Origin of the sequence: Streptomyces sp. NPDC060002 (assembly GCF_042737245.1) — a bacterium.
GTDB lineage: Bacteria > Actinomycetota > Actinomycetes > Streptomycetales > Streptomycetaceae > Streptomyces.
This window is the reverse complement of record NZ_JBHWUW010000040.1, coordinates 36236-52403: the sequence shown is the minus strand read 5'-3', so window position 1 is coordinate 52403 and position 16168 is coordinate 36236. Positions and strand designations below refer to the sequence as shown.

17 protein-coding genes are annotated in these 16168 nt (G+C 72.6%); 8 read left to right on the top strand and 9 right to left on the bottom strand.

Annotation, left to right across the window (positions count from 1 at the left end):
• Window positions 1-73 precede the first annotated feature (73 nt).
• A complete protein-coding gene (locus tag ACFWBD_RS29105; protein ID WP_385672953.1) occupies window positions 74-733 on the top strand; it encodes a TetR/AcrR family transcriptional regulator in 660 nt (219 codons plus the stop codon).
• A 62-nt stretch (window positions 734-795) separates the two neighbouring features.
• Window positions 796-1254 (top strand): pyridoxamine 5'-phosphate oxidase family protein, encoded by a 459-nt coding sequence (locus tag ACFWBD_RS29100; RefSeq protein WP_385672950.1) that lies wholly within the window; start codon window positions 796-798, stop codon window positions 1252-1254.
• Window positions 1255-1307: 53 nt separating this feature from the next.
• On the opposite strand, the gene ACFWBD_RS29095 is transcribed toward ACFWBD_RS29100, so the two are convergent.
• The 3 genes from ACFWBD_RS29095 to ACFWBD_RS29085 form a co-directional block, all read right to left on the bottom strand.
• Complete coding sequence (locus ACFWBD_RS29095; protein ID WP_385672947.1) at window positions 1308-2891, bottom strand: carbohydrate-binding protein; 1584 nt, start codon at window positions 2889-2891, stop codon at window positions 1308-1310.
• A gap of 327 nt (window positions 2892-3218) precedes the next feature.
• A complete protein-coding gene (locus ACFWBD_RS29090; RefSeq protein ID WP_385672944.1) occupies window positions 3219-3749 on the bottom strand; it encodes a hypothetical protein in 531 nt (176 codons plus the stop codon).
• Between the two features lie 39 nt (window positions 3750-3788).
• Window positions 3789-4022 carry a hypothetical protein gene (locus ACFWBD_RS29085; RefSeq protein ID WP_385672941.1) on the bottom strand — a complete coding sequence of 78 codons (234 nt, stop codon included), beginning with the start codon at window positions 4020-4022 and terminating at the stop codon, window positions 3789-3791.
• 216 nt (window positions 4023-4238) lie between these two features.
• On the opposite strand from ACFWBD_RS29085, the gene ACFWBD_RS29080 reads away from it, so the two are divergent.
• Window positions 4239-4694: a tellurite resistance TerB family protein gene (locus ACFWBD_RS29080; RefSeq protein WP_385672938.1), complete on the top strand. Its 456-nt coding sequence runs from the start codon at window positions 4239-4241 to the stop codon at window positions 4692-4694.
• 63 nt (window positions 4695-4757) lie between these two features.
• On the opposite strand, the gene ACFWBD_RS29075 is transcribed toward ACFWBD_RS29080, so the two are convergent.
• Window positions 4758-5129: a DUF952 domain-containing protein gene (locus ACFWBD_RS29075; protein WP_385672935.1), complete on the bottom strand. Its 372-nt coding sequence runs from the start codon at window positions 5127-5129 to the stop codon at window positions 4758-4760.
• A 40-nt stretch (window positions 5130-5169) separates the two neighbouring features.
• Window positions 5170-5484, bottom strand: a complete 315-nt coding sequence (locus ACFWBD_RS29070) for an SCO0607 family lipoprotein (protein ID WP_385672932.1) — start codon at window positions 5482-5484, stop codon at window positions 5170-5172.
• 347 nt (window positions 5485-5831) lie between these two features.
• Here ACFWBD_RS29070 and ACFWBD_RS29065 point away from each other — a divergent pair, with 347 nt between their 5' ends.
• Both ACFWBD_RS29065 and ACFWBD_RS29060 read left to right on the top strand, forming a co-directional pair.
• A complete protein-coding gene (locus ACFWBD_RS29065) occupies window positions 5832-6035 on the top strand; it encodes a cold-shock protein (protein ID WP_385271712.1) in 204 nt (67 codons plus the stop codon).
• A 130-nt stretch (window positions 6036-6165) separates the two neighbouring features.
• Window positions 6166-7677, top strand: a complete 1512-nt coding sequence (locus ACFWBD_RS29060) for a DEAD/DEAH box helicase (protein WP_385672928.1) — start codon at window positions 6166-6168, stop codon at window positions 7675-7677.
• 25 nt (window positions 7678-7702) lie between these two features.
• Here ACFWBD_RS29060 and ACFWBD_RS29055 read toward each other — a convergent pair whose 3' ends face one another.
• The 4 genes from ACFWBD_RS29055 to ACFWBD_RS29040 form a co-directional block, all read right to left on the bottom strand.
• Window positions 7703-7915 (bottom strand): DUF4287 domain-containing protein, encoded by a 213-nt coding sequence (locus ACFWBD_RS29055; protein ID WP_081552666.1) that lies wholly within the window; start codon window positions 7913-7915, stop codon window positions 7703-7705.
• 98 nt (window positions 7916-8013) lie between these two features.
• The gene (locus tag ACFWBD_RS29050) at window positions 8014-8376 is read right to left on the bottom strand and encodes a hypothetical protein (protein WP_385672925.1); all 363 of its coding nucleotides are present in this window, start codon (window positions 8374-8376) and stop codon (window positions 8014-8016) included.
• A gap of 106 nt (window positions 8377-8482) precedes the next feature.
• Window positions 8483-8863 carry a VOC family protein gene (locus ACFWBD_RS29045; RefSeq protein ID WP_385672922.1) on the bottom strand — a complete coding sequence of 127 codons (381 nt, stop codon included), beginning with the start codon at window positions 8861-8863 and terminating at the stop codon, window positions 8483-8485.
• A gap of 52 nt (window positions 8864-8915) precedes the next feature.
• A complete protein-coding gene (locus tag ACFWBD_RS29040) occupies window positions 8916-11936 on the bottom strand; it encodes an AAA family ATPase (RefSeq protein WP_385672919.1) in 3021 nt (1006 codons plus the stop codon).
• A gap of 297 nt (window positions 11937-12233) precedes the next feature.
• Between ACFWBD_RS29040 and ACFWBD_RS29035 the strand changes: the two genes are divergently transcribed.
• The 3 genes from ACFWBD_RS29035 to ACFWBD_RS29025 all read left to right on the top strand — a co-directional run bounded on the left by ACFWBD_RS29035 (window position 12234) and on the right by ACFWBD_RS29025 (window position 16147).
• The gene (locus tag ACFWBD_RS29035; RefSeq protein WP_385672916.1) at window positions 12234-12944 is read left to right on the top strand and encodes a LuxR C-terminal-related transcriptional regulator; all 711 of its coding nucleotides are present in this window, start codon (window positions 12234-12236) and stop codon (window positions 12942-12944) included.
• A gap of 138 nt (window positions 12945-13082) precedes the next feature.
• On the top strand, window positions 13083-13757 hold the full coding sequence (locus tag ACFWBD_RS29030; RefSeq protein WP_385672913.1) for a DUF4255 domain-containing protein: 675 nt from the start codon (window positions 13083-13085) through the stop codon (window positions 13755-13757).
• A complete protein-coding gene (locus ACFWBD_RS29025; RefSeq protein WP_385672910.1) occupies window positions 13754-16147 on the top strand; it encodes an ATP-binding protein in 2394 nt (797 codons plus the stop codon). The genes ACFWBD_RS29030 and ACFWBD_RS29025 overlap by 4 nt, the downstream gene beginning before the upstream one ends.
• Window positions 16148-16168 lie beyond the last annotated feature (21 nt).

Sequence of the window (16168 nt, the reverse complement as noted above, 5' to 3'; positions counted from 1 at the left end):
TTCGTGATAGCCTCTAACTAAATCTTGAGGATGTAGACATGGGCGCGTGAGAGCGGAGAGGTGGCGGCAGGCCATGGCGGAGACAGGCACGACGACCCCGCGCGAGCGCTATCGCGCCCAGGTGCGAGCGGAGGTCAAGGAGCACGCGTGGGAGCAGATCGCCTCGGCGGGAGCGTCCGCGCTCTCCCTCAACGCGATCGCCAAGCAGATGGGGATGAGCGGGCCCGCGCTGTACCGGTACTTCGCCGGCCGCGACGAGCTGATCACCGAGCTCGTCCGGGACGCGTACCGGAGCCTCGCCGACGCCTTCCGCGCCGCCTCGGCCGCCGGCACCGGCCTGCCCGGACTGGCGCGCACGCTGCGCGACTGGGCCCTGGCCGATCCCCAGCGGTACTTCCTGGTCTACGGCACCCCCGTCCCGGGCTACCACGCGCCCGACGACGTCACCATGATCGCGTCCGAGATCATGACGGCCCTGCTGGACGCCTGTGCCGACCTGCCCGCCGACGGTCCGGCGACCCCGCTCGCCGCACACCTCACAGGCCTCGGCGACCGGTGGGCGAACGGCCACCCCGCCCCACCCGCCGCCCTCCAGCGAGCCCTGACCTGCTGGACCCGCCTGCACGGCGTCCTGTCCCTCGAACTGGCGGGCCACTTCACCGGAATGGGCTTCGACCCCACCCTGCTCTTCACAGCCGAACTCGACGCCCTGACCGGCCCCCCGCCGAACTGAGCGGCGCGGTTCGCCGACCTGCGGAACGAAATACCTGTGGTCTCAAGGGAGTTGGTCATGGCATGACTCAAGGTCCCGCACCTCGCACGTTGTCCGACGAAGCGCTCTCCGAGCTGCTCGGCCGGCAGCGGTTCGGCACGCTCGCCAGCGTCCGGCGTACCGGTCACCCGCACCTGACCACCATGGTCTACAGCTGGGACGCCGACGCCCGGATCGTGCGGTTCTCGACGACGGCCGACCGTGTCAAGGTCCAGCACCTGCGGCGCGACCCGCATGCCGCCCTGCACGTACCGGGCGACGACGTGTGGTCGTTCGCCGTCGCCGAGGGCGAGGCCGAGGTCTCCGGGGTCACGACCGTCCCCGGTGACGCGGTCGGACGGGAACTGCTCGGGATGATCCCGGCGGACGCGCGGCCGCAGGACGAGGAGGCGTTCCTGGAGCAGCTGGTCGCCGAACGCCGGGTGGTCGTCCGGCTGAAGGTGGACCGGCTGTACGGGACGGCGCTCGACATCGACGGCTAGACACCGCCGGTACGGGTGCGAGGGAGGGCCCCCGCACCCGTGCCGGCCGCTCGTTACAGCGTCACCTTGGTACCGCCCAGGGTCACCACCAGCTGGCCGTTCGAGGCGAAGGACCAGGCGAGCGCGCCGCCGTAGGAGGAGGCGCACCGGGAGCCGTTGGTGCCGGTCCAGAACTGGTTGGTGCTGTCGGCGTCACCGATGGTCTTGTCGTTGGAGCCGCTCACGTTGTAACGGCAGGACGTGTTGGTACGGAACACCGAGGTCCCCGCGTCCCACGAGTAGTTACGCGTGGCGTTGTCGATGCTGAGGTTGTTCGACACCGCCATGGAGCCCGGGTTGCTGTTGTACGTGAACCCGTGTTTGCCGTTGTGGTAGGCGATGCTGCGCCGTACGACGTGGTTGACGGCGATGTCGTCGCCGCCGAGTTTGTAGCCGTTGCGGTCGCCGTTGGAGTTCACGGTGCCGTCGGAGAGCGTGCCGTTGTCGTAGGAGAGGGAGTCCTCGATGGTCACCGGGCCGATGGCTCCGGTGTCCGTCTTGGTGTAGAGGTCCCAGCCGTCGTCGATGTTGTTGTGCGAGACGGCGTACCGGAAGACGTTGCCGGTTCCGGTGGTGAGCTTCGCGGCGAAGCCGTCGGCGTCCTCCCCGTCGGAGTCGGCGTTGTCGTGCGACTCGGCGGAGAGGATCAGGTTGTCCGACGGCCACTGCGCGGTGGGCGTGGTGGAGGCGATCCGGCCGAGCTGCAGCCCGGTGTCGTGGTTGTAGCGGGTGATGGTGCGCTCGATGACGTTGTCGCTGCCGCCGACGTAGATCCCGTTGTCACCGGCGTGTTCGACGACGATGCCGTAGACATGCCAGTACGAGCCGAACAGCTGGAGCCCGCGGTTCGACGAACTCTCGCTCTGCGCGGAGAAGTTGAGGACCGGCGTCTCCCCCGGGTAGGCGGACAGGGTGGTGAGCGCGCCCGCCGTGCCGCTGGTGGTCGCCGGGACGGTGACCGTCGACGCCTGGGCGTAGGTCCCGCCGCGCAGGTAGATCGTGCCGCCCGCGGTGACGCGGCTGATCGCCGAGGTGAGGGTGGTCGGGGCCGACTGGGTGCCGGCCGCGCCGTCCGTGCCGCTCGGCGAGACGTAGAGCGCGCCGCCGGCCGGGGGTGTGGTGCTGTCGGCGGTCGTCACCTCCAGGTAGTCGACGTTGGGCAGACCGGCCGCGGCGGTGGGGGTGAGCCGGACGGTGTTGCTGCCCGCGTTGAGGGACACGGTGAGCGTCTTGGTGACCCAGGTGGACCAGGCGCCGGTGGCCTCGAAGGACGGCGTCTGCACGGTGGTGCCGTTGACGGCCAGGGAGGCCGGGCGGGCCGTGGTGGTGCCGTTGGCGAAGCGGACGTTCAGCGTCGCCGTGCCTGCCGTGGCCGCGTTCACGGTGAACTGGGCGTAGCCGCTGGTCGCGTTGGTGCCGTTGCAGAATCCGCTGCCGGAGTAGCCGGTCCAGTCGGAGTCGATGGTGCCGGTGCAGACCGCCGGGGAGGTCTCGGCCTCGTAGCGGGTCGTGGTGGCCGCCTGGGCCGTGGTGCCGGACAGCGCGACGAGCGCTCCCGCCACCAGGCTGACGCAGGCCATGACGGATCTCAGCTGCATGATTCATCTCCAGGAACGGAACGAGTGCGGGTCGGCCGGACCAGAAAGCGCTTTCTCCCGGAAGTTAGGGGCGTGGCGTGAGCGCGTCAAGAGACGCGTACCTGTTCACCGTTCACATTCATGGACGTAGACCTTGTGTGTGCCCGGGTGCACTCCATCCCCTCAAAGGATCCGTGCAGGAGCGTCACACAGACTGCACACAGTCTTTCGAACGACTCGTTAGCGTTGCCGGCCATCGGACCACCGCGTAGGAAGACCGCAGATGGACTACTGCTCCACGTGTCGCCGGCATCTCAACGGCGCCCTGGTGTGCCCTGGATGCGGCGCCTACGCTCCGGACATCGCGCCGGTCACGGTCGACCGCGGCCTCGCTCCCGCCCAGGTCACGAGGCCGACGCGGATACCGCCTTGGATGCCGACGCCTGCGACAAGCGCGTTTCCGACGACGGTGTACGCGGACCCGGAGCGGTCGGCCGCACCGCCGGCCGCCCCGTCGCCCGACTCCGCGAGCGTGGCGTCCGCGCCGTCCGTTCCGTACGCGCCGCAGGGGCGGGCGGCCCGGCGACGGCAGCTGGCCCGCTGGAAGAAGAGCCAGCGCCGAGCCGTGGTCGCTACGGCCGTCGCCCTCGTCGGCGGCGGGCTGACCTTCGCCGCGCTGGACCGGCAGACCGGCGACCAGGCCCAGGCCGCCACGGGGCCGGAGACCCCGACCACGGCGGGCGGCGAGGAACCGACTCTTGAGCACACCCGCCCGACGGTGACCCGCTCCGGCGCGCACCGCACCTCGCCGTCGCCCAGCGCCCCGTCGGGGTCGTCGGCGAACACCCACCCGGACTCGCTGGCCTCATCCCCCGCCATTCCGCCGTCGGTCCCCCGGCAGCGGAACGGAACCTCCTCCTACGAGGGAACGGCCACCGCACCCGACGGCACGACGGGCACCTCCGGTAGGACGGTCACCTCCGGCGGGACGGGCACGAGCGAGCAGCCGTCATCCGCTCCCACCGCCGACGACGGCACGGAGTCGTCGGCCTCGGGCTCGAACTCCGCCTCGGATTCGTCGAATTCGTCGAATTCGTCATCCTCGTCGTCCTCTTCGTCTTCGTCGTCCTCGTCGTCCTCCTCGACGAGCACCGCGCCCGCGGGGACCTCGCCCTCGGACATCTGCCTGCTGGGCCTGATCTGCCTCAGCTGAGGGGCCGGGCGTGCTCGACCCCAGCTCACTGACGTGCGCCGGGGAGGCGAAGGGGACCGGGAAGACCGGGGGAACTTATCGGGGCGGCCGTTAGTTTCTACGGTGCTGTAGATCTTGTGCAGTCACTTACCACGCCCCGACCTTCTGGAGTTCTCATGGCCCTGTGGGACCGCATCAAGGAGTCCGCGTCGACGATGCAGACCCAGCTCGAGTCGAAGAAGAACGACCTCAAGAGCGGCGCATTCCGCGACGCGAGCATGGCGATGTGTGCCCTGGTCGCGGCGGCGGACGGCACCATCGACCCCGCCGAGCGGCGCCGGGTGGCGCAGCTGATCGCGAGCAACGAGGTGCTGCGGAACTTCGACGCCACGGATCTCCAGCGGCGCTTCGACGACAACCTGAACAAGCTGACGACCGACTTCGACTTCGGCAAGGTCAGCGTTCTCCAGGAGATCGCCAAGGCGAAGAAGAAGCCGGCCGAGGCACGGGCCGTCATCCAGATCGGCATCGTCATCGGCGGCGCCGACGGCGACTTCGACAAGACCGAGCAGGCCGTCGTGCGGGAGGCGTGCTTCACCCTCGACCTGCCGCCGCACGAGTTCGACCTCTGAGCGTGTGACCACTCGGGTGGTGGCGCGGAGGACCCGAGGGCTCCCGCCGTGCCACCACCCGCTTCAAGGACGAGCCCGGAAGTCCGTCAGGCCCGTCGCCGTGCCGTTCTCGTCCCAGCGGACCTCCAGGACGCGGGTCACGGCGTCCCGGTCGATCGGCCCGAACACATGCGGGAACAGGGTGCCTTCGGCGACCCCGGGCGGCGGAGCGGGCGCGGCCGCCTCCCACACGCAGGTCGCGGTGAGCCGCTCCTCGTCGAGCACGAGAGCCAGCAGCGGCCGGGGGCCGGCCCGGTAGAACGCGTTGACGACGGCGAGCGTGGTGTCCTCGTCGGGCGAGCAGTGCACGTACCCGTCCTGCGCGAGCGAGGCGGGCGCGTAGGGGCGCCCGGGGGTGGTGTTCCAGTCGTCGAGCGGTACGACGTGATACATCATGATCCCGTTATACAACGGGAGTTCCGGGAGTTCAGGGTGCTCACTGGCCCTCGGGGAGCTCGATGATCTCGCCCTTCTCGTCGAGGGTGTGGGTGCTCCAGTAGGTGTCCCACTCGTCGCCGACCTTCTCGGGGACCTTGCCCTCCGGGTAGCGGGCCCAGCCCCGCGCCGGCTCCTCGTCGTCCGGCACACAGTCGCTGCCGCCGCTGTTCACCGCCAGCACCGGGTACTCGCCGCCGCCGCAGCTCGCCTCCTCGATCTGGAGGGAGCAGCCGGTCAGTGTCGCGACGGCCACGGCGGCCGCCACGGCCACACCGGCCAGAGCGCGGCCCACTCCCACTCGGCTCCTGGTCATACGCACGATCGGCTCCTCTGCACGGCTCGACGGCCGGCCAGCTCGACGGCTGCACCGGTTGTGCGACCAGCCTGCCGAGCGGTGGGAGTGATCCTCTTGAGTACGGGTACTCATATGCCTGGGACGGCGTCCTCGACACGTATGAGTCGTGCCCGCTCGCTCCTCGGCCCCGCATCCGGACCTGTGCTACCGTGATAAAAGTGGCAGTTTCGGTTACCAGAGACTTTTGAGTGCTCTTCGACCTTCCGTCGACGGGCGCTTTTTTTGTTTCTGGGGCTTTCCCGATCCTGCCGCACCCGGGTCCGCAAGGTGCGGAGTCCGGGCATTGCCCCGTAGGGAGATTCAACATGGCATCTGGCACCGTGAAGTGGTTCAACTCGGAAAAGGGCTTCGGCTTCATCGAGCAGGATGGTGGCGGCGCTGACGTGTTCGCCCACTACTCGAACATCGCCTCGTCCGGCTTCCGTGAGCTTCAGGAAGGCCAGAAGGTTACCTTCGACGTCACTCAGGGCCAGAAGGGCCCGCAGGCGGAGAACATCCAGCCCGCCTGAACCGCCTGACGCCGCCTGACGCTGACGCTGACGCGATCGGCTGCGCATCACGCGGACTAGTGGCCGGGGCCCGCACTCATGAGTGCGGGCCCCGGCCCATGGCATTTTGCCCTTTCGAGGAAGGTATCGGATGAACCGCAACAGCTCCGTCCGCTCCCGTACGGACCGGCGCCAAGGCGCCCCCTCCCGTTCGGCCAAGCCCGGGCGGAGTGGACGCGGGAGTCGTCCCGCCGCGTCCGGCGGTGAATTCGCGCTGCCCGTCACCCTCACCCCGGGGCTGCCGGCGGTCGAGTCGTTCGCCGAACTCGACATGCCCGAGCAGCTGCTGACCGCCCTCGGCGCCGAGGGCGTGACCACCCCGTTCCCGATCCAGGCCGCGACGCTGCCGAACTCGCTGGCCGGCCGGGACGTCCTGGGCCGTGGCCGCACGGGTTCCGGCAAGACCCTCGCCTTCGGCCTCGCGCTGCTGGCCCGTACGGCCGGGCAGCGGGCCGAGCCCAGGCAGCCGCTGGCCCTGGTCCTCGTCCCCACCCGGGAACTGGCCCAGCAGGTCACCGATGCCCTCACCCCCTACGCCCGCGCGCTGCGGCTGCGGATCGCCACGGTGGTCGGCGGTCTGTCGATCGGCCGCCAGGCGAGCGCCCTGCGTGGCGGAGCCGAGGTCGTCGTGGCCACGCCCGGCCGCCTCAAGGACCTCATCGACCGGGCCGACTGCCGGCTGGACCGGGTCGCCATCACCGTCCTCGACGAGGCCGACCAGATGGCCGACATGGGCTTCATGCCGCAGGTGACGCAGCTGCTGGACCAAGTGCTTCCCGACGGCCAGCGCATGCTGTTCTCGGCGACCCTGGACCGTAACGTCGACCGGCTGGTGCGGAACTACCTGCACGACCCCGTCGTCCACTCGGTCGACCCGTCGGCGGGCGCCGTCACCACGATGGAGCACCACGTGCTGCACGTGGAGGACGAGGACAAGCACGCCACGACGACGGAGATCGCCGCCCGCGACGGACGCGTGATCATGTTCCTGGACACCAAGCACGCGGCGGACCGGCTGGCGAAGAAGCTGCTGGCGGTCGGGGTGCGCGCCGCGTCCCTGCACGGCGGCAAGTCCCAGAACCAGCGGACCCGGACGCTGGCCCAGTTCAAGGACGGCCACGTCACGGTGCTGGTGGCGACCAACGTCGCGGCCCGCGGCATCCACGTCGACAACCTCGACCTGGTCGTCAACGTCGACCCGCCCGCCGACCACAAGGACTACCTGCACCGCGGCGGCCGCACCGCACGCGCCGGCGAGTCCGGCACCGTCGTCACGCTGGTCCTGCCCCATCAGCGCCGGGAAATGACGCGGCTGATGGCCGACGCCGGCATCACCCCGCAGACCACCCGGGTCCGGTCCGGCGAGACCGAGCTGAGCCGTATCACCGGTGCTCAGGCGCCCTCCGGCGTGCCTGTGGTCCTCACTCCGCCGCCCGCCGAGGAGCGTCCCGCGCGCTCGGCGTCCGGCGCGCGCTCGCGCCGTGGCCGTCCCGCGGCCCAGGGCGGCGGCCGTCCCACCTCCCAGGGCGGACGACCCACCTCCTCCCAGGGCCGTCGCCGCGCCCCCGCCAAGGGCAACGGCAACACCGCGAACGGCCGCTGAGGGCGGGCCGGGGGCCGACGGGGGCTCACGCGCCGGCGTCCTCCGCCAGCGTGTGCGCGACCAGCGCGTTGGCGTGGCCGTGCCCCAGCCCGTGCTCGGTCTTCAGCCAGGAGACGAGCTCCATGTGCCGGGTGAGCGGTGAGGCCCGGATCAGGGTCTTCCACTCGGCGATCGGACGTCCGTACTTCTTCTCGATCGACGGGAAGTAACTCGCGGGGCCCTTCACAGGTTCGGTCATGTCGTTATGACCGGCGCCGGCGGGAGAAGTGATCGGTGCCGGGAAAGTGATCCGCGTCACCGGCCTGTCTCGGGCCGGCGTGGGGACCGGCCCGCGGCTCACCCCGGGTTCGCGGCGTACGTGGCGTACACGGCGTACGGCAGCAGGATCGCCGGGAGGGTCAGCAGCCGGGGTCCGAGCGAGCGGCCCGTCCGCAAGGGGCGCAGGACGTCGAAGAGGACGAGCAGCAGCGCGACGAACACGGCGAACCAGACGAGCATGATCAGCACGAAGCCGCTGCCCTCGATCTGGTCGTACGTGCAGTGGTCCAGGTCGGGGCGGTCGAGGTCCTCGTAGGTGCAGTGCCCGTAGCTGAGGTACCAGCGCGCGCACACCACGACGACGGCCGTCGGGAGCCCGATCAGCAGGTGCACCAGGAGCGGCGGCAGACAGCCGCGCAGTACGGAGAGTGCGGTACGCATCCGGTCACCACACCAGGGCGGGGCCGGGCGGGCTGTGGCGGAAGCCACTCCTCCGGTCACAGGCCTGTCACAGCGGCCATCGCGCCGGGAACCGGACCCTGACCTCTCACCCCCGGCCGGTCAGCGGCGGGCGGTCAGAGGGGGCTGTCGGAGGGGCGCCGCCGAAGCCGATCTCATTGCCGTCCGGGTCGTGGTAGGTGACCTTGCGCACGCCGTTGGAGTAGGTCTCGCGCCGGGTCGCGGTCAGACCGCGATCGGTGATGGCGGCGACCCGGGTGTCGAGGTCGTCGACGAAGAGGGTGTGCAGGGCGTGGCCCGCGCGGCCCGGGCGGTGCTCGATGTACAGGTAGCGGTGTTCGGCGAGCTCCCACACGGCCTCCGTGTCGTTCGGGAGGAACGCCGGCGGATCGCCGAGCAGCCGCTCGTACCAGGCGAGGGCCGCTGCGTAGTCGTTGACGGGGATGCCTGCGAAGAGGTCGACGGCCATGCCCTCATCGTAGGTCCGGCGGCGCGCGGCGACCCGGTGCCGCGCAGCCGCCTCAGTCGTCCAGGACGCCCCGCAACTCGCCCCTGCGCCGGATCCCCAACTTCCGGTAGGTGCTGGTCAGGTGGGTTTCCACGGTGCGGCGCGCCACGTGCAGGAGTTCCGCTATCTCGGTGTTGGTGCGGCCTTCCGCCGCGAGCTCCGCGATGCGGCGTTCGCTGCCGGTGAGGGCCCCGGAGCCGGTGTGGGCGGGCGTGGTGCGGCGGCCGCCCGCGGTGCGGAGTGCCTGTTCGGCATGGGTCAGAAGGCGGACGCTGCCCAGCCGTTCGGCGCGTTCGGCGCCCTCCCGCAGAAGGTCGCGGCCCCGCCCGCGTTCACCGGCGGCGGTCAGCTGCCATCCGTGGGCGAGGAGGGAGGCCACGAGTTCCGCCTCGGCCGGGGAGTCCCGGAGCACGGCCACCGCCTCCGCGCCCAGTTCCAGGCCCCGGCGGCCCCGGGTCGCCCGGCCCAGGACACGCAACGCCCGGCCCGTCGTTCGCGGGGTGTTCCACACCCGGGCCAGTCGCAGTTCCTCCGCCGCCAGGGCCAGCGCCTCCTCGGGGTTGCCCAGCTCCAGCCGGCACTCCGCGGCCGCCGTCCGCCACGGCGTGACGACCGGGCTGAGGACGGCACGGGCGGACTGCCGGCGGCCGCACTCCAGGAAGTCGTGCAGAGCGCCCGCGACATCCCCCTCGGTGAACCGCAGCACGCCCCGGGCGTACAGGAAACGGTTCAGCTCCCAGGAGTCGGCGGTGTCGCGGAGGTCGAAGGTGTCGGCCAGCCGGCGGGCCTGCGGCGTACGGCCCGTCTCGACCAGCGCGAGCAGGGTGTGCGCGTCGGCGTTGACCGGGCCGCCGCCGGCGCGCCGGGCACGGGACGCCTCGGGGAGCGCGGCTAGCAGGGCGCCGTACGCGCCCCGCGCCGCCGCGATGTCCCACCTGGTGTCCAGCAGGGCCTGCTCCATCGGGTGCAGGAGGGACGGGTGCTGGCCGGCCAGGCCGCGTTCCACCAGGCGTTCCGCCTCGTCGAGTTCGTCGGCCCACTGAGCCACCGCGGCGGCCGTGCCCAGCAGGAACGGCTCGGCGAGCGGATCGGCGGGTTCCGTCAGGAGGGTGCGCAGCCGTCGCATCGCCTCCTGCGCCGGGAGGTCGCCCGCGGTCGCCGCGTACCGCACGAGCAGGGCCTGGCCGGAGGCGCCGACGAGTTCCGGGGAGCGTTCGGCGGTGTCGGTGAGCCAGCGGTAGGCCTCCCGGCGGACCGTCTGGTCCTGGTCCGAGAGCAGCGCGGACGCGGTCTGAAGGGCACGCGCCAGGTCGGGGTGGCCGGCCAGCCGGCCCTCCAGCCGGCGCAGCACCTCCACCGCCGTACGGACCTCCCCGCGGCCCACGAGCGCGGTGCCCAGCGCGATGGCCGTACGGACCTGGTCACGCGGTTCGGCGGGCAGGTCGAGCGCCTCGGCCAGCCGTGGGATGCCCGCCGGGGTGTCCGCGGAGGCGTACTCCAGGGAGCCGAGTTCGGTGAGCAGCCGCTGGCGCAGGTCGTCGGGCAGCGGTTCCTGGAGGGCTCGGCGCAGGTAACGGACGGCGTCGCCGGGGCGGTCATGGCGCGCGGCCACGGTGGCGGCGTCGCGCAGCACGCGCAGCGCCCAGGGCAGACCGGTGGGCGCGCTGCCCAGCAACTGCCGGGCCACGGCGTCGAGATGGTCGCCCCGGCGCAGCATCGCCTGGGCCACCGCCCGGTGCGCGTCCTGACGGCGGGCGGTGGACCAGCCGCCGAGGACGGCGTCCCGCAGGAGCGGGTGCGCGTAGCGGGGGCGGCCGGCCCGGTCCGGGCGCAGCACGCCGAGCCGCGTCATCGCGGTGAACCACCCGGAGACCCGGGCCGGGTCGGCGCCGGAGGCGTCGGCGACGAGGACGGCGAGGGTGTCGGTGGCGGCTTCGGATGCGGCTTCGGATGCGGCTTCGGTCGTGGCGGCGGTTTCGGTCGCGGTTCCGGTGGCGGTCGCGGTTTCGGTGGCGGGCAGGGCTTCGTGGGTGGAGCCGGGGGCGGGAGCGGAAGCGGGGTCGACGTTCCGGCCGACGGCACCCTCCGCCCGCCCGGCCTGTTCCGTTCGCCCGGCCTGTTCCGTTCGCCCGGCCTGTTCCTTCCGCCCGGCCTGTTCCTTCCGCCCGGCCTGTTCCTTGCGCTCGGCCTCTTCCTTCCGCTTCGTTCGTTCCGTTCGTTCCGCCTGTTCCAGTGCCGCGAGGGTCCGGGCGACCTCCGCCGTCGCCGGGCCCGCACTGTCCAGCCACCAGGAGACGGCCGCCGGGTAGGAACCCGGGTACAGCGCGGCGCACGTCCTCGGGACGGCCGTCGGAGGCGGGGCCCCGTCGAGGTCGTCGAGGAGGGCGCGCAGGAGCAGCGGACTGCCCGCGCCGGCCCGGACGCAGTCCGCCGTCCACCGGTCGGAGGCAGCCGGGAAGGCCGCCCGGACCAGATCGGCCGAGGCGTTGTCGGTGAGCGGGGCGAGGGTGTGGGTGCGGACCACGGACGGGGACAGGGCGTGGGTGAGACCGGCGGGCCGCGGGTCGATGTCGTACTGACTGCGCTCGGTGGCCACCAGGAGTACCGGTAATCGGTCGATACGGCGGGCCGCCTCCACGAACCAGCGGCGCGAGGCCTCGTCGGCGAGGTGGACGTCGTCCACGGCCACCATGAGCGGCGTCTCGTCCGCGTAGGAACGCAGCAGCCGCCACAGCCGCGCCGCGCTGCCCCGGTCGTCGTCGCCCGGCCCGACGTCCGCGAACTCGGGTACCGAGCCGAGGAGATGGAGCACCGAGGAGAACGGCAGCGCGATGTCGTCGGGCGAGCAGCGGGCGCGCAGCACCCGCAGGCCCAGGTGGGTGGCGTGCGCGGCGGCGGCTTCCAGGACGGCGGACCGGCCGGTGCCCGTGGCCCCGCGCAGCAGGACGAGACGGCCCCCGCCGGCCCGTGCCCGCTCCGCCTCCGCCGTGAGCAGCGCGTGCGCGTCCTCGCGTTCCCGCAACGGTCCGGTCATCCCTGCCTCCTGCTGTCGGGCACGTCGGACTTGTCCATGTACACGTAGAGGTCGTGCGGTTCGGTACGGGTCCGCGCGGCCGTTGTGGCGAGGCTCACGATGACGTGGAGCGCTACGGCCGAAATCGCTCTGACCTGCGATGATGCAGGCGAACCGTGGTACTGGAGGGCTTGCTCTCGTGGTCCGCCTCGTGGTGCTCCACGATTGCGCGTGCCCCGGAGGTCCCAGAAGTCTGGACCGGACCCACCCGTCGCCGGTCCCCTCCGGACGGCGGGCCCGTGAACTTGGGGGAAACGGTTGCTCAGCTCACCACGGACACCAGAGACCGGCGTCGCGGGTATCGCCGCGTCGGGCACCGCCGTTCCAGGCGCCGCCATCGGCACCCGGCGGCGGATTCCCGTGGCCGTCCAGGCACCGGACCCGATCTCCCGCGAGGGCGCCGTCAGCCAGTTGCGCGGGCGCCCCGAGGTCGAGGTCCGCGAGGAGATCTCGGCCGCCGCCGGCACGGTGGCGCTGCTGATCGAGGACACCCTCGACGAGGGTGCGCTGGGCCGGCTGCGGCGGATCGTGCGCAGCGAGGGGGCGCGGGCGGTGCTGGTCGTCGGCACGATCCGCGAGACGGAACTCCTGGACGTCATCGAGTGCGGGGTCGGGGCCATCGTCTGGCGCCGCGAGGCCACCGCGCACCGGCTGGTGCAGGCGGTGGTGGCCGCCCACCGCGGTGACGGCGACCTGCCCGCCGACCTGCTCGGCCGGCTCATCAGCCAGGTGGGCACGCTGCACCGCGGTGCGGCGGGCCGGCCCGGCGCCCCCTCCCTGGGACTCGCGCCACGGGAGGTGGACGTCCTGCGGCTGGTCGCCGAGGGCCTGGACACCGGAGAGATCGCCAGCAAGCTGTCCTACTCCGAACGAACCGTCAAGAACGTCATGCACGGACTCACGACGCGGTTGCATCTGCGCAACCGGGCGCACGCGGTGGCATATGCCCTGCGGGAAGGCTACATCTGACCGAACGGGCAATCGAAGGCGGACACGCGGGCACGATGCCCTGCCCGGCCGCCGACCCTGTCGTGCCTGCGGATCCGGGGCCGTCCGGGGCACGATCGTCGGACAGTGGGTGCGGCAGGCAAGTTGAGGAGCACGACGGTGATCCACGAGGTGGACGAGGTCCTCAAAGAGCTGCTCGGAGGCGGCGCGCTCGCGGGCTCCGGCATCGACGTCTCCTTCGAGGCTCCGACCCGGGACTGGGCGGCCCGGCGCAACGCCCCTGTGATCAACACCTACTTGTACGACATCCGTGAGGACGTGACCCGTCGGCAGCGCGGCCAGATGGCGGTGCGGGACGAGCGGGACATCGTCGTGAAGCGCCGTCAACCGCCGCGCTGGTTCCGGCTGTCGTACCTGGTGACCGCCTGGACGCGGACCCCGCAGGACGAACACCGCCTGCTGTCGGCCGTGTTGGCGACCCTGCTGCCGCGCGAGATACTGGCGGCCGACGAGCTTCCGGGCTCCCTGCGCGCGTTGGGGCTGGCGATGCCGGTCACGGTGGCCGGCATCCAGACCGAGTCGCGTTCCCTCGCCGAGATCTGGTCCGCCCTGGGCGGTGAGCTCAAGCCGTCGCTCGACCTGGTGGTCACGGCGCCCTTCCCGGCGTACCCCGAGTACGACGCCGGGCCGCCGGTCACGGAGGGCGCGGCGGTCCGCCTGCGCGGGATGGACGGCGACCCCCCGGAGTCCGGCGAACGCGCCCACCGCCCGCACCAGGTGGCCGCGGCCCGCGCCGCCCGCGAGGCCGGCACCCGCCGCCCGGACCAGCGGTGACCGGCGCGAACACCGGGTCGTCCGCAGCCGACGTCGAGGCATCCGCCCTCGCCCCCGACACGTTCGCGGCCGACACCGGACCGGCCGCCGCCGGCACCGACGCAGCCGTGGGTGGCCGTGTGATGCACTGCGCACATCGAGGCTCCGAGGCTTCCGCAGCCGCAGCCGCAGCCGAGGCACCCGCGCCCGACACCGATGTCCCCGACCCGGTCGCGGCCGACGCCGACCCGGCCGTGGGCGACGCCGACCCGGCCGTGGGCGACGCCGACCCGGCCGTGGGCGACATCGAACAGGCCGTGCCCGACACTGCCACGTCCGCAGCCGACGCCGCCCCGGACGGGTTCGACACCGATCCGGCCGTGGGTGGCGCTGTGGGGCGCGGGGGGCGTGGTGGGTCCAGTTCCCGGGACGGGGCCGGTGCGTTGCTTGTTCGGCTCGGTGCTCTGCGGGACCGGGTCGCCGCTCTGGTCGACCGGCGGGCCGCCGTCGATCCGACGGCCGCCGATCCGCTGCGCGGCCTGTACCTCTCCGAGGAGGCGGTGCGGCACCTGCTCGGCGGTGGTCCGGCCGTCGCCCCCGCCGCGCCACCGAACCCCGGGCCGGACCCGGCCTCGGCCCCGGCCGACTCGCTCAGCGCCCTCGCCGCCCGGCTCCGGCTCACCGAACTCGACGCCGCGATCCTCCTCATCGCCCTCGCGCCCGATCTGGACCGTGCCTTCGAGCCGCTCTACGGCTACCTCAACGACGACGTGAGCAGGCGGCGGGCCACCGTGGGCCTCGCCCTCGAACTGTGCGGGGCGCCCGCCCACCGGGCCGCGGCCCGCGCCCGCTTCCACTCCTCGGCGCCGCTGCGCGCGTACGGGCTGCTGGACGTCGAGGACCCCGAACGGCCCTTCCTGTCCCGCTCGTTGCGCGTACCGGACCGGCTGCTCGCCCATCTGCTCGGCGACGACACCCCGGACGCCGCCCTGCAGGGACATCTGCACCCGCTGCCCCCGCCGCTGCCCGCCGACGACGAGGCATTCGACCGGCGGCTGGCGCACCGGATCCGGGGCGGCCCGCTCATCGCCTATCTGCGCGAACACCGCGAGGGCGACGGCCTCGCCGCGATCACCTCCGCCCTGCGCACCGCCGGATTCGACGCCCTGCGCTTCACCGGGCCCGACGACCGCCTGCCCGGCCTGCTGCGCGAGGCACGGCTCGGCGGCCGGGCGGTCGTGCTGTCCGGGCTGCCGGAGCAGCCGGGGCCGCTGATCGGCGCGCTGGCCGACGCACCGGACGTCACCGTCCTCCTCACGGACCCGCGCCCCTACGACCCGCACTGGTCCACCCACGATCCGCTGGTCCTCGACGCACCGCGCCGCCGGGCCGGCGGGACGGCCGCCTGGGCGGCCGCGCTGGACTCCGCCGACACCCCCGCCACCGCCCTCGGCTTCGACCTCGCCGCCACCGTCGCCCCCTACCGCCTCGGCGGCGAGCGGGTCGCCCGGGCCGCGCGGGCCGCCTCCGTCCTGGCGGCCTTCGAGGGCGGGCCGCTCACCGCCGACCATCTGCGGCTGGCCGCGCGCCAGCAGTCGGCGTCCGGGCTGGAGCGGCACGCGCGGCGGATCCGGCCGGACGTCGGCTGGGAGGACCTCGTGCTGCCCGAGCGGCCGTTGACCCAGCTGCGCGAACTCGCCCTGCGCGCCAGGCACCGCGACCGGGTGCTGGGCGACTGGCGGCTCAGCGCGGGCGGCGGGCGCGGCCGAGGGGTCCTCGGACTGTTCGCGGGCGAGTCCGGCACCGGCAAGACGCTCTCCGCCGAGGTCGTCGCCGCCGAACTCGGCCTCGACATGTACGTCGTCCAGCTGTCCTCGGTCGTCGACAAGTACGTCGGCGAGACCGAGAAGAACCTGGAGCGCATCTTCTCCGAGGCCGACCGCACCGACGCCGTGCTGCTCTTCGACGAGGCCGACGCCGTCTTCGGCAAGCGGTCGGAGGTCAAGGACGCGCACGACAAGTACGCCAACATGGAGAGCGCCTACCTGCTGCAGCGGCTGGAGTCCTTCGACGGCATCGCGCTGCTCACCACCAACCTGCGCGCCAACATCGACGAGGCGTTCACCCGGCGCCTGGACCTCGTGGTCGACTTCCCGTTCCCCGACGCCGGGCAACGGCTCGCGCTGTGGTGGCACGGGCTGCGCCATGTGCCGTGCGTCGCCGGCATCGATCCCTCTTCGCCGGCCAAGGACTTCGAGCTGGCCGGCGGTTCGATCCGCAGCGCGGTCGTCACCGCCGCCTACCTCGCCGCCGGACGCGACGAGCCGGTCGACGACGGCGACCTGCTGGAGGGGGCCCGCCGCGAGTACCGCAAGGCGGGCCGTCTGGTGCCGGGCGAAGCCAACTGGTGAGCCCCGCGCGGGCTCACCCAC

What these genes read in the sequence shown, in the direction of transcription:
- ACFWBD_RS29105 (WP_385672953.1), top strand. Translation starts at nt 74, where the DNA reads ATGGCGGAGACAGGCACGACGACCCCGCGCGAGCGCTATCGCGCCCAG.
- ACFWBD_RS29100 (WP_385672950.1), top strand. Translation starts at nt 796, where the DNA reads ATGACTCAAGGTCCCGCACCTCGCACGTTGTCCGACGAAGCGCTCTCC.
- ACFWBD_RS29095 (WP_385672947.1), bottom strand. Translation starts at nt 2,891, where the DNA reads ATGCAGCTGAGATCCGTCATGGCCTGCGTCAGCCTGGTGGCGGGAGCG.
- ACFWBD_RS29090 (WP_385672944.1), bottom strand. Translation starts at nt 3,749, where the DNA reads ATGGCGGGGGATGAGGCCAGCGAGTCCGGGTGGGTGTTCGCCGACGAC.
- ACFWBD_RS29080 (WP_385672938.1), top strand. Translation starts at nt 4,239, where the DNA reads ATGGCCCTGTGGGACCGCATCAAGGAGTCCGCGTCGACGATGCAGACC.
- ACFWBD_RS29075 (WP_385672935.1), bottom strand. Translation starts at nt 5,129, where the DNA reads ATGATGTATCACGTCGTACCGCTCGACGACTGGAACACCACCCCCGGG.
- ACFWBD_RS29070 (WP_385672932.1), bottom strand. Translation starts at nt 5,484, where the DNA reads ATGACCAGGAGCCGAGTGGGAGTGGGCCGCGCTCTGGCCGGTGTGGCC.
- ACFWBD_RS29065 (WP_385271712.1), top strand. Translation starts at nt 5,832, where the DNA reads ATGGCATCTGGCACCGTGAAGTGGTTCAACTCGGAAAAGGGCTTCGGC.
- ACFWBD_RS29060 (WP_385672928.1), top strand. Translation starts at nt 6,166, where the DNA reads ATGAACCGCAACAGCTCCGTCCGCTCCCGTACGGACCGGCGCCAAGGC.
- ACFWBD_RS29055 (WP_081552666.1), bottom strand. Translation starts at nt 7,915, where the DNA reads ATGACCGAACCTGTGAAGGGCCCCGCGAGTTACTTCCCGTCGATCGAG.
- ACFWBD_RS29050 (WP_385672925.1), bottom strand. Translation starts at nt 8,376, where the DNA reads ATGCGTACCGCACTCTCCGTACTGCGCGGCTGTCTGCCGCCGCTCCTG.
- ACFWBD_RS29045 (WP_385672922.1), bottom strand. Translation starts at nt 8,863, where the DNA reads ATGGCCGTCGACCTCTTCGCAGGCATCCCCGTCAACGACTACGCAGCG.
- ACFWBD_RS29040 (WP_385672919.1), bottom strand. Translation starts at nt 11,936, where the DNA reads ATGACCGGACCGTTGCGGGAACGCGAGGACGCGCACGCGCTGCTCACG.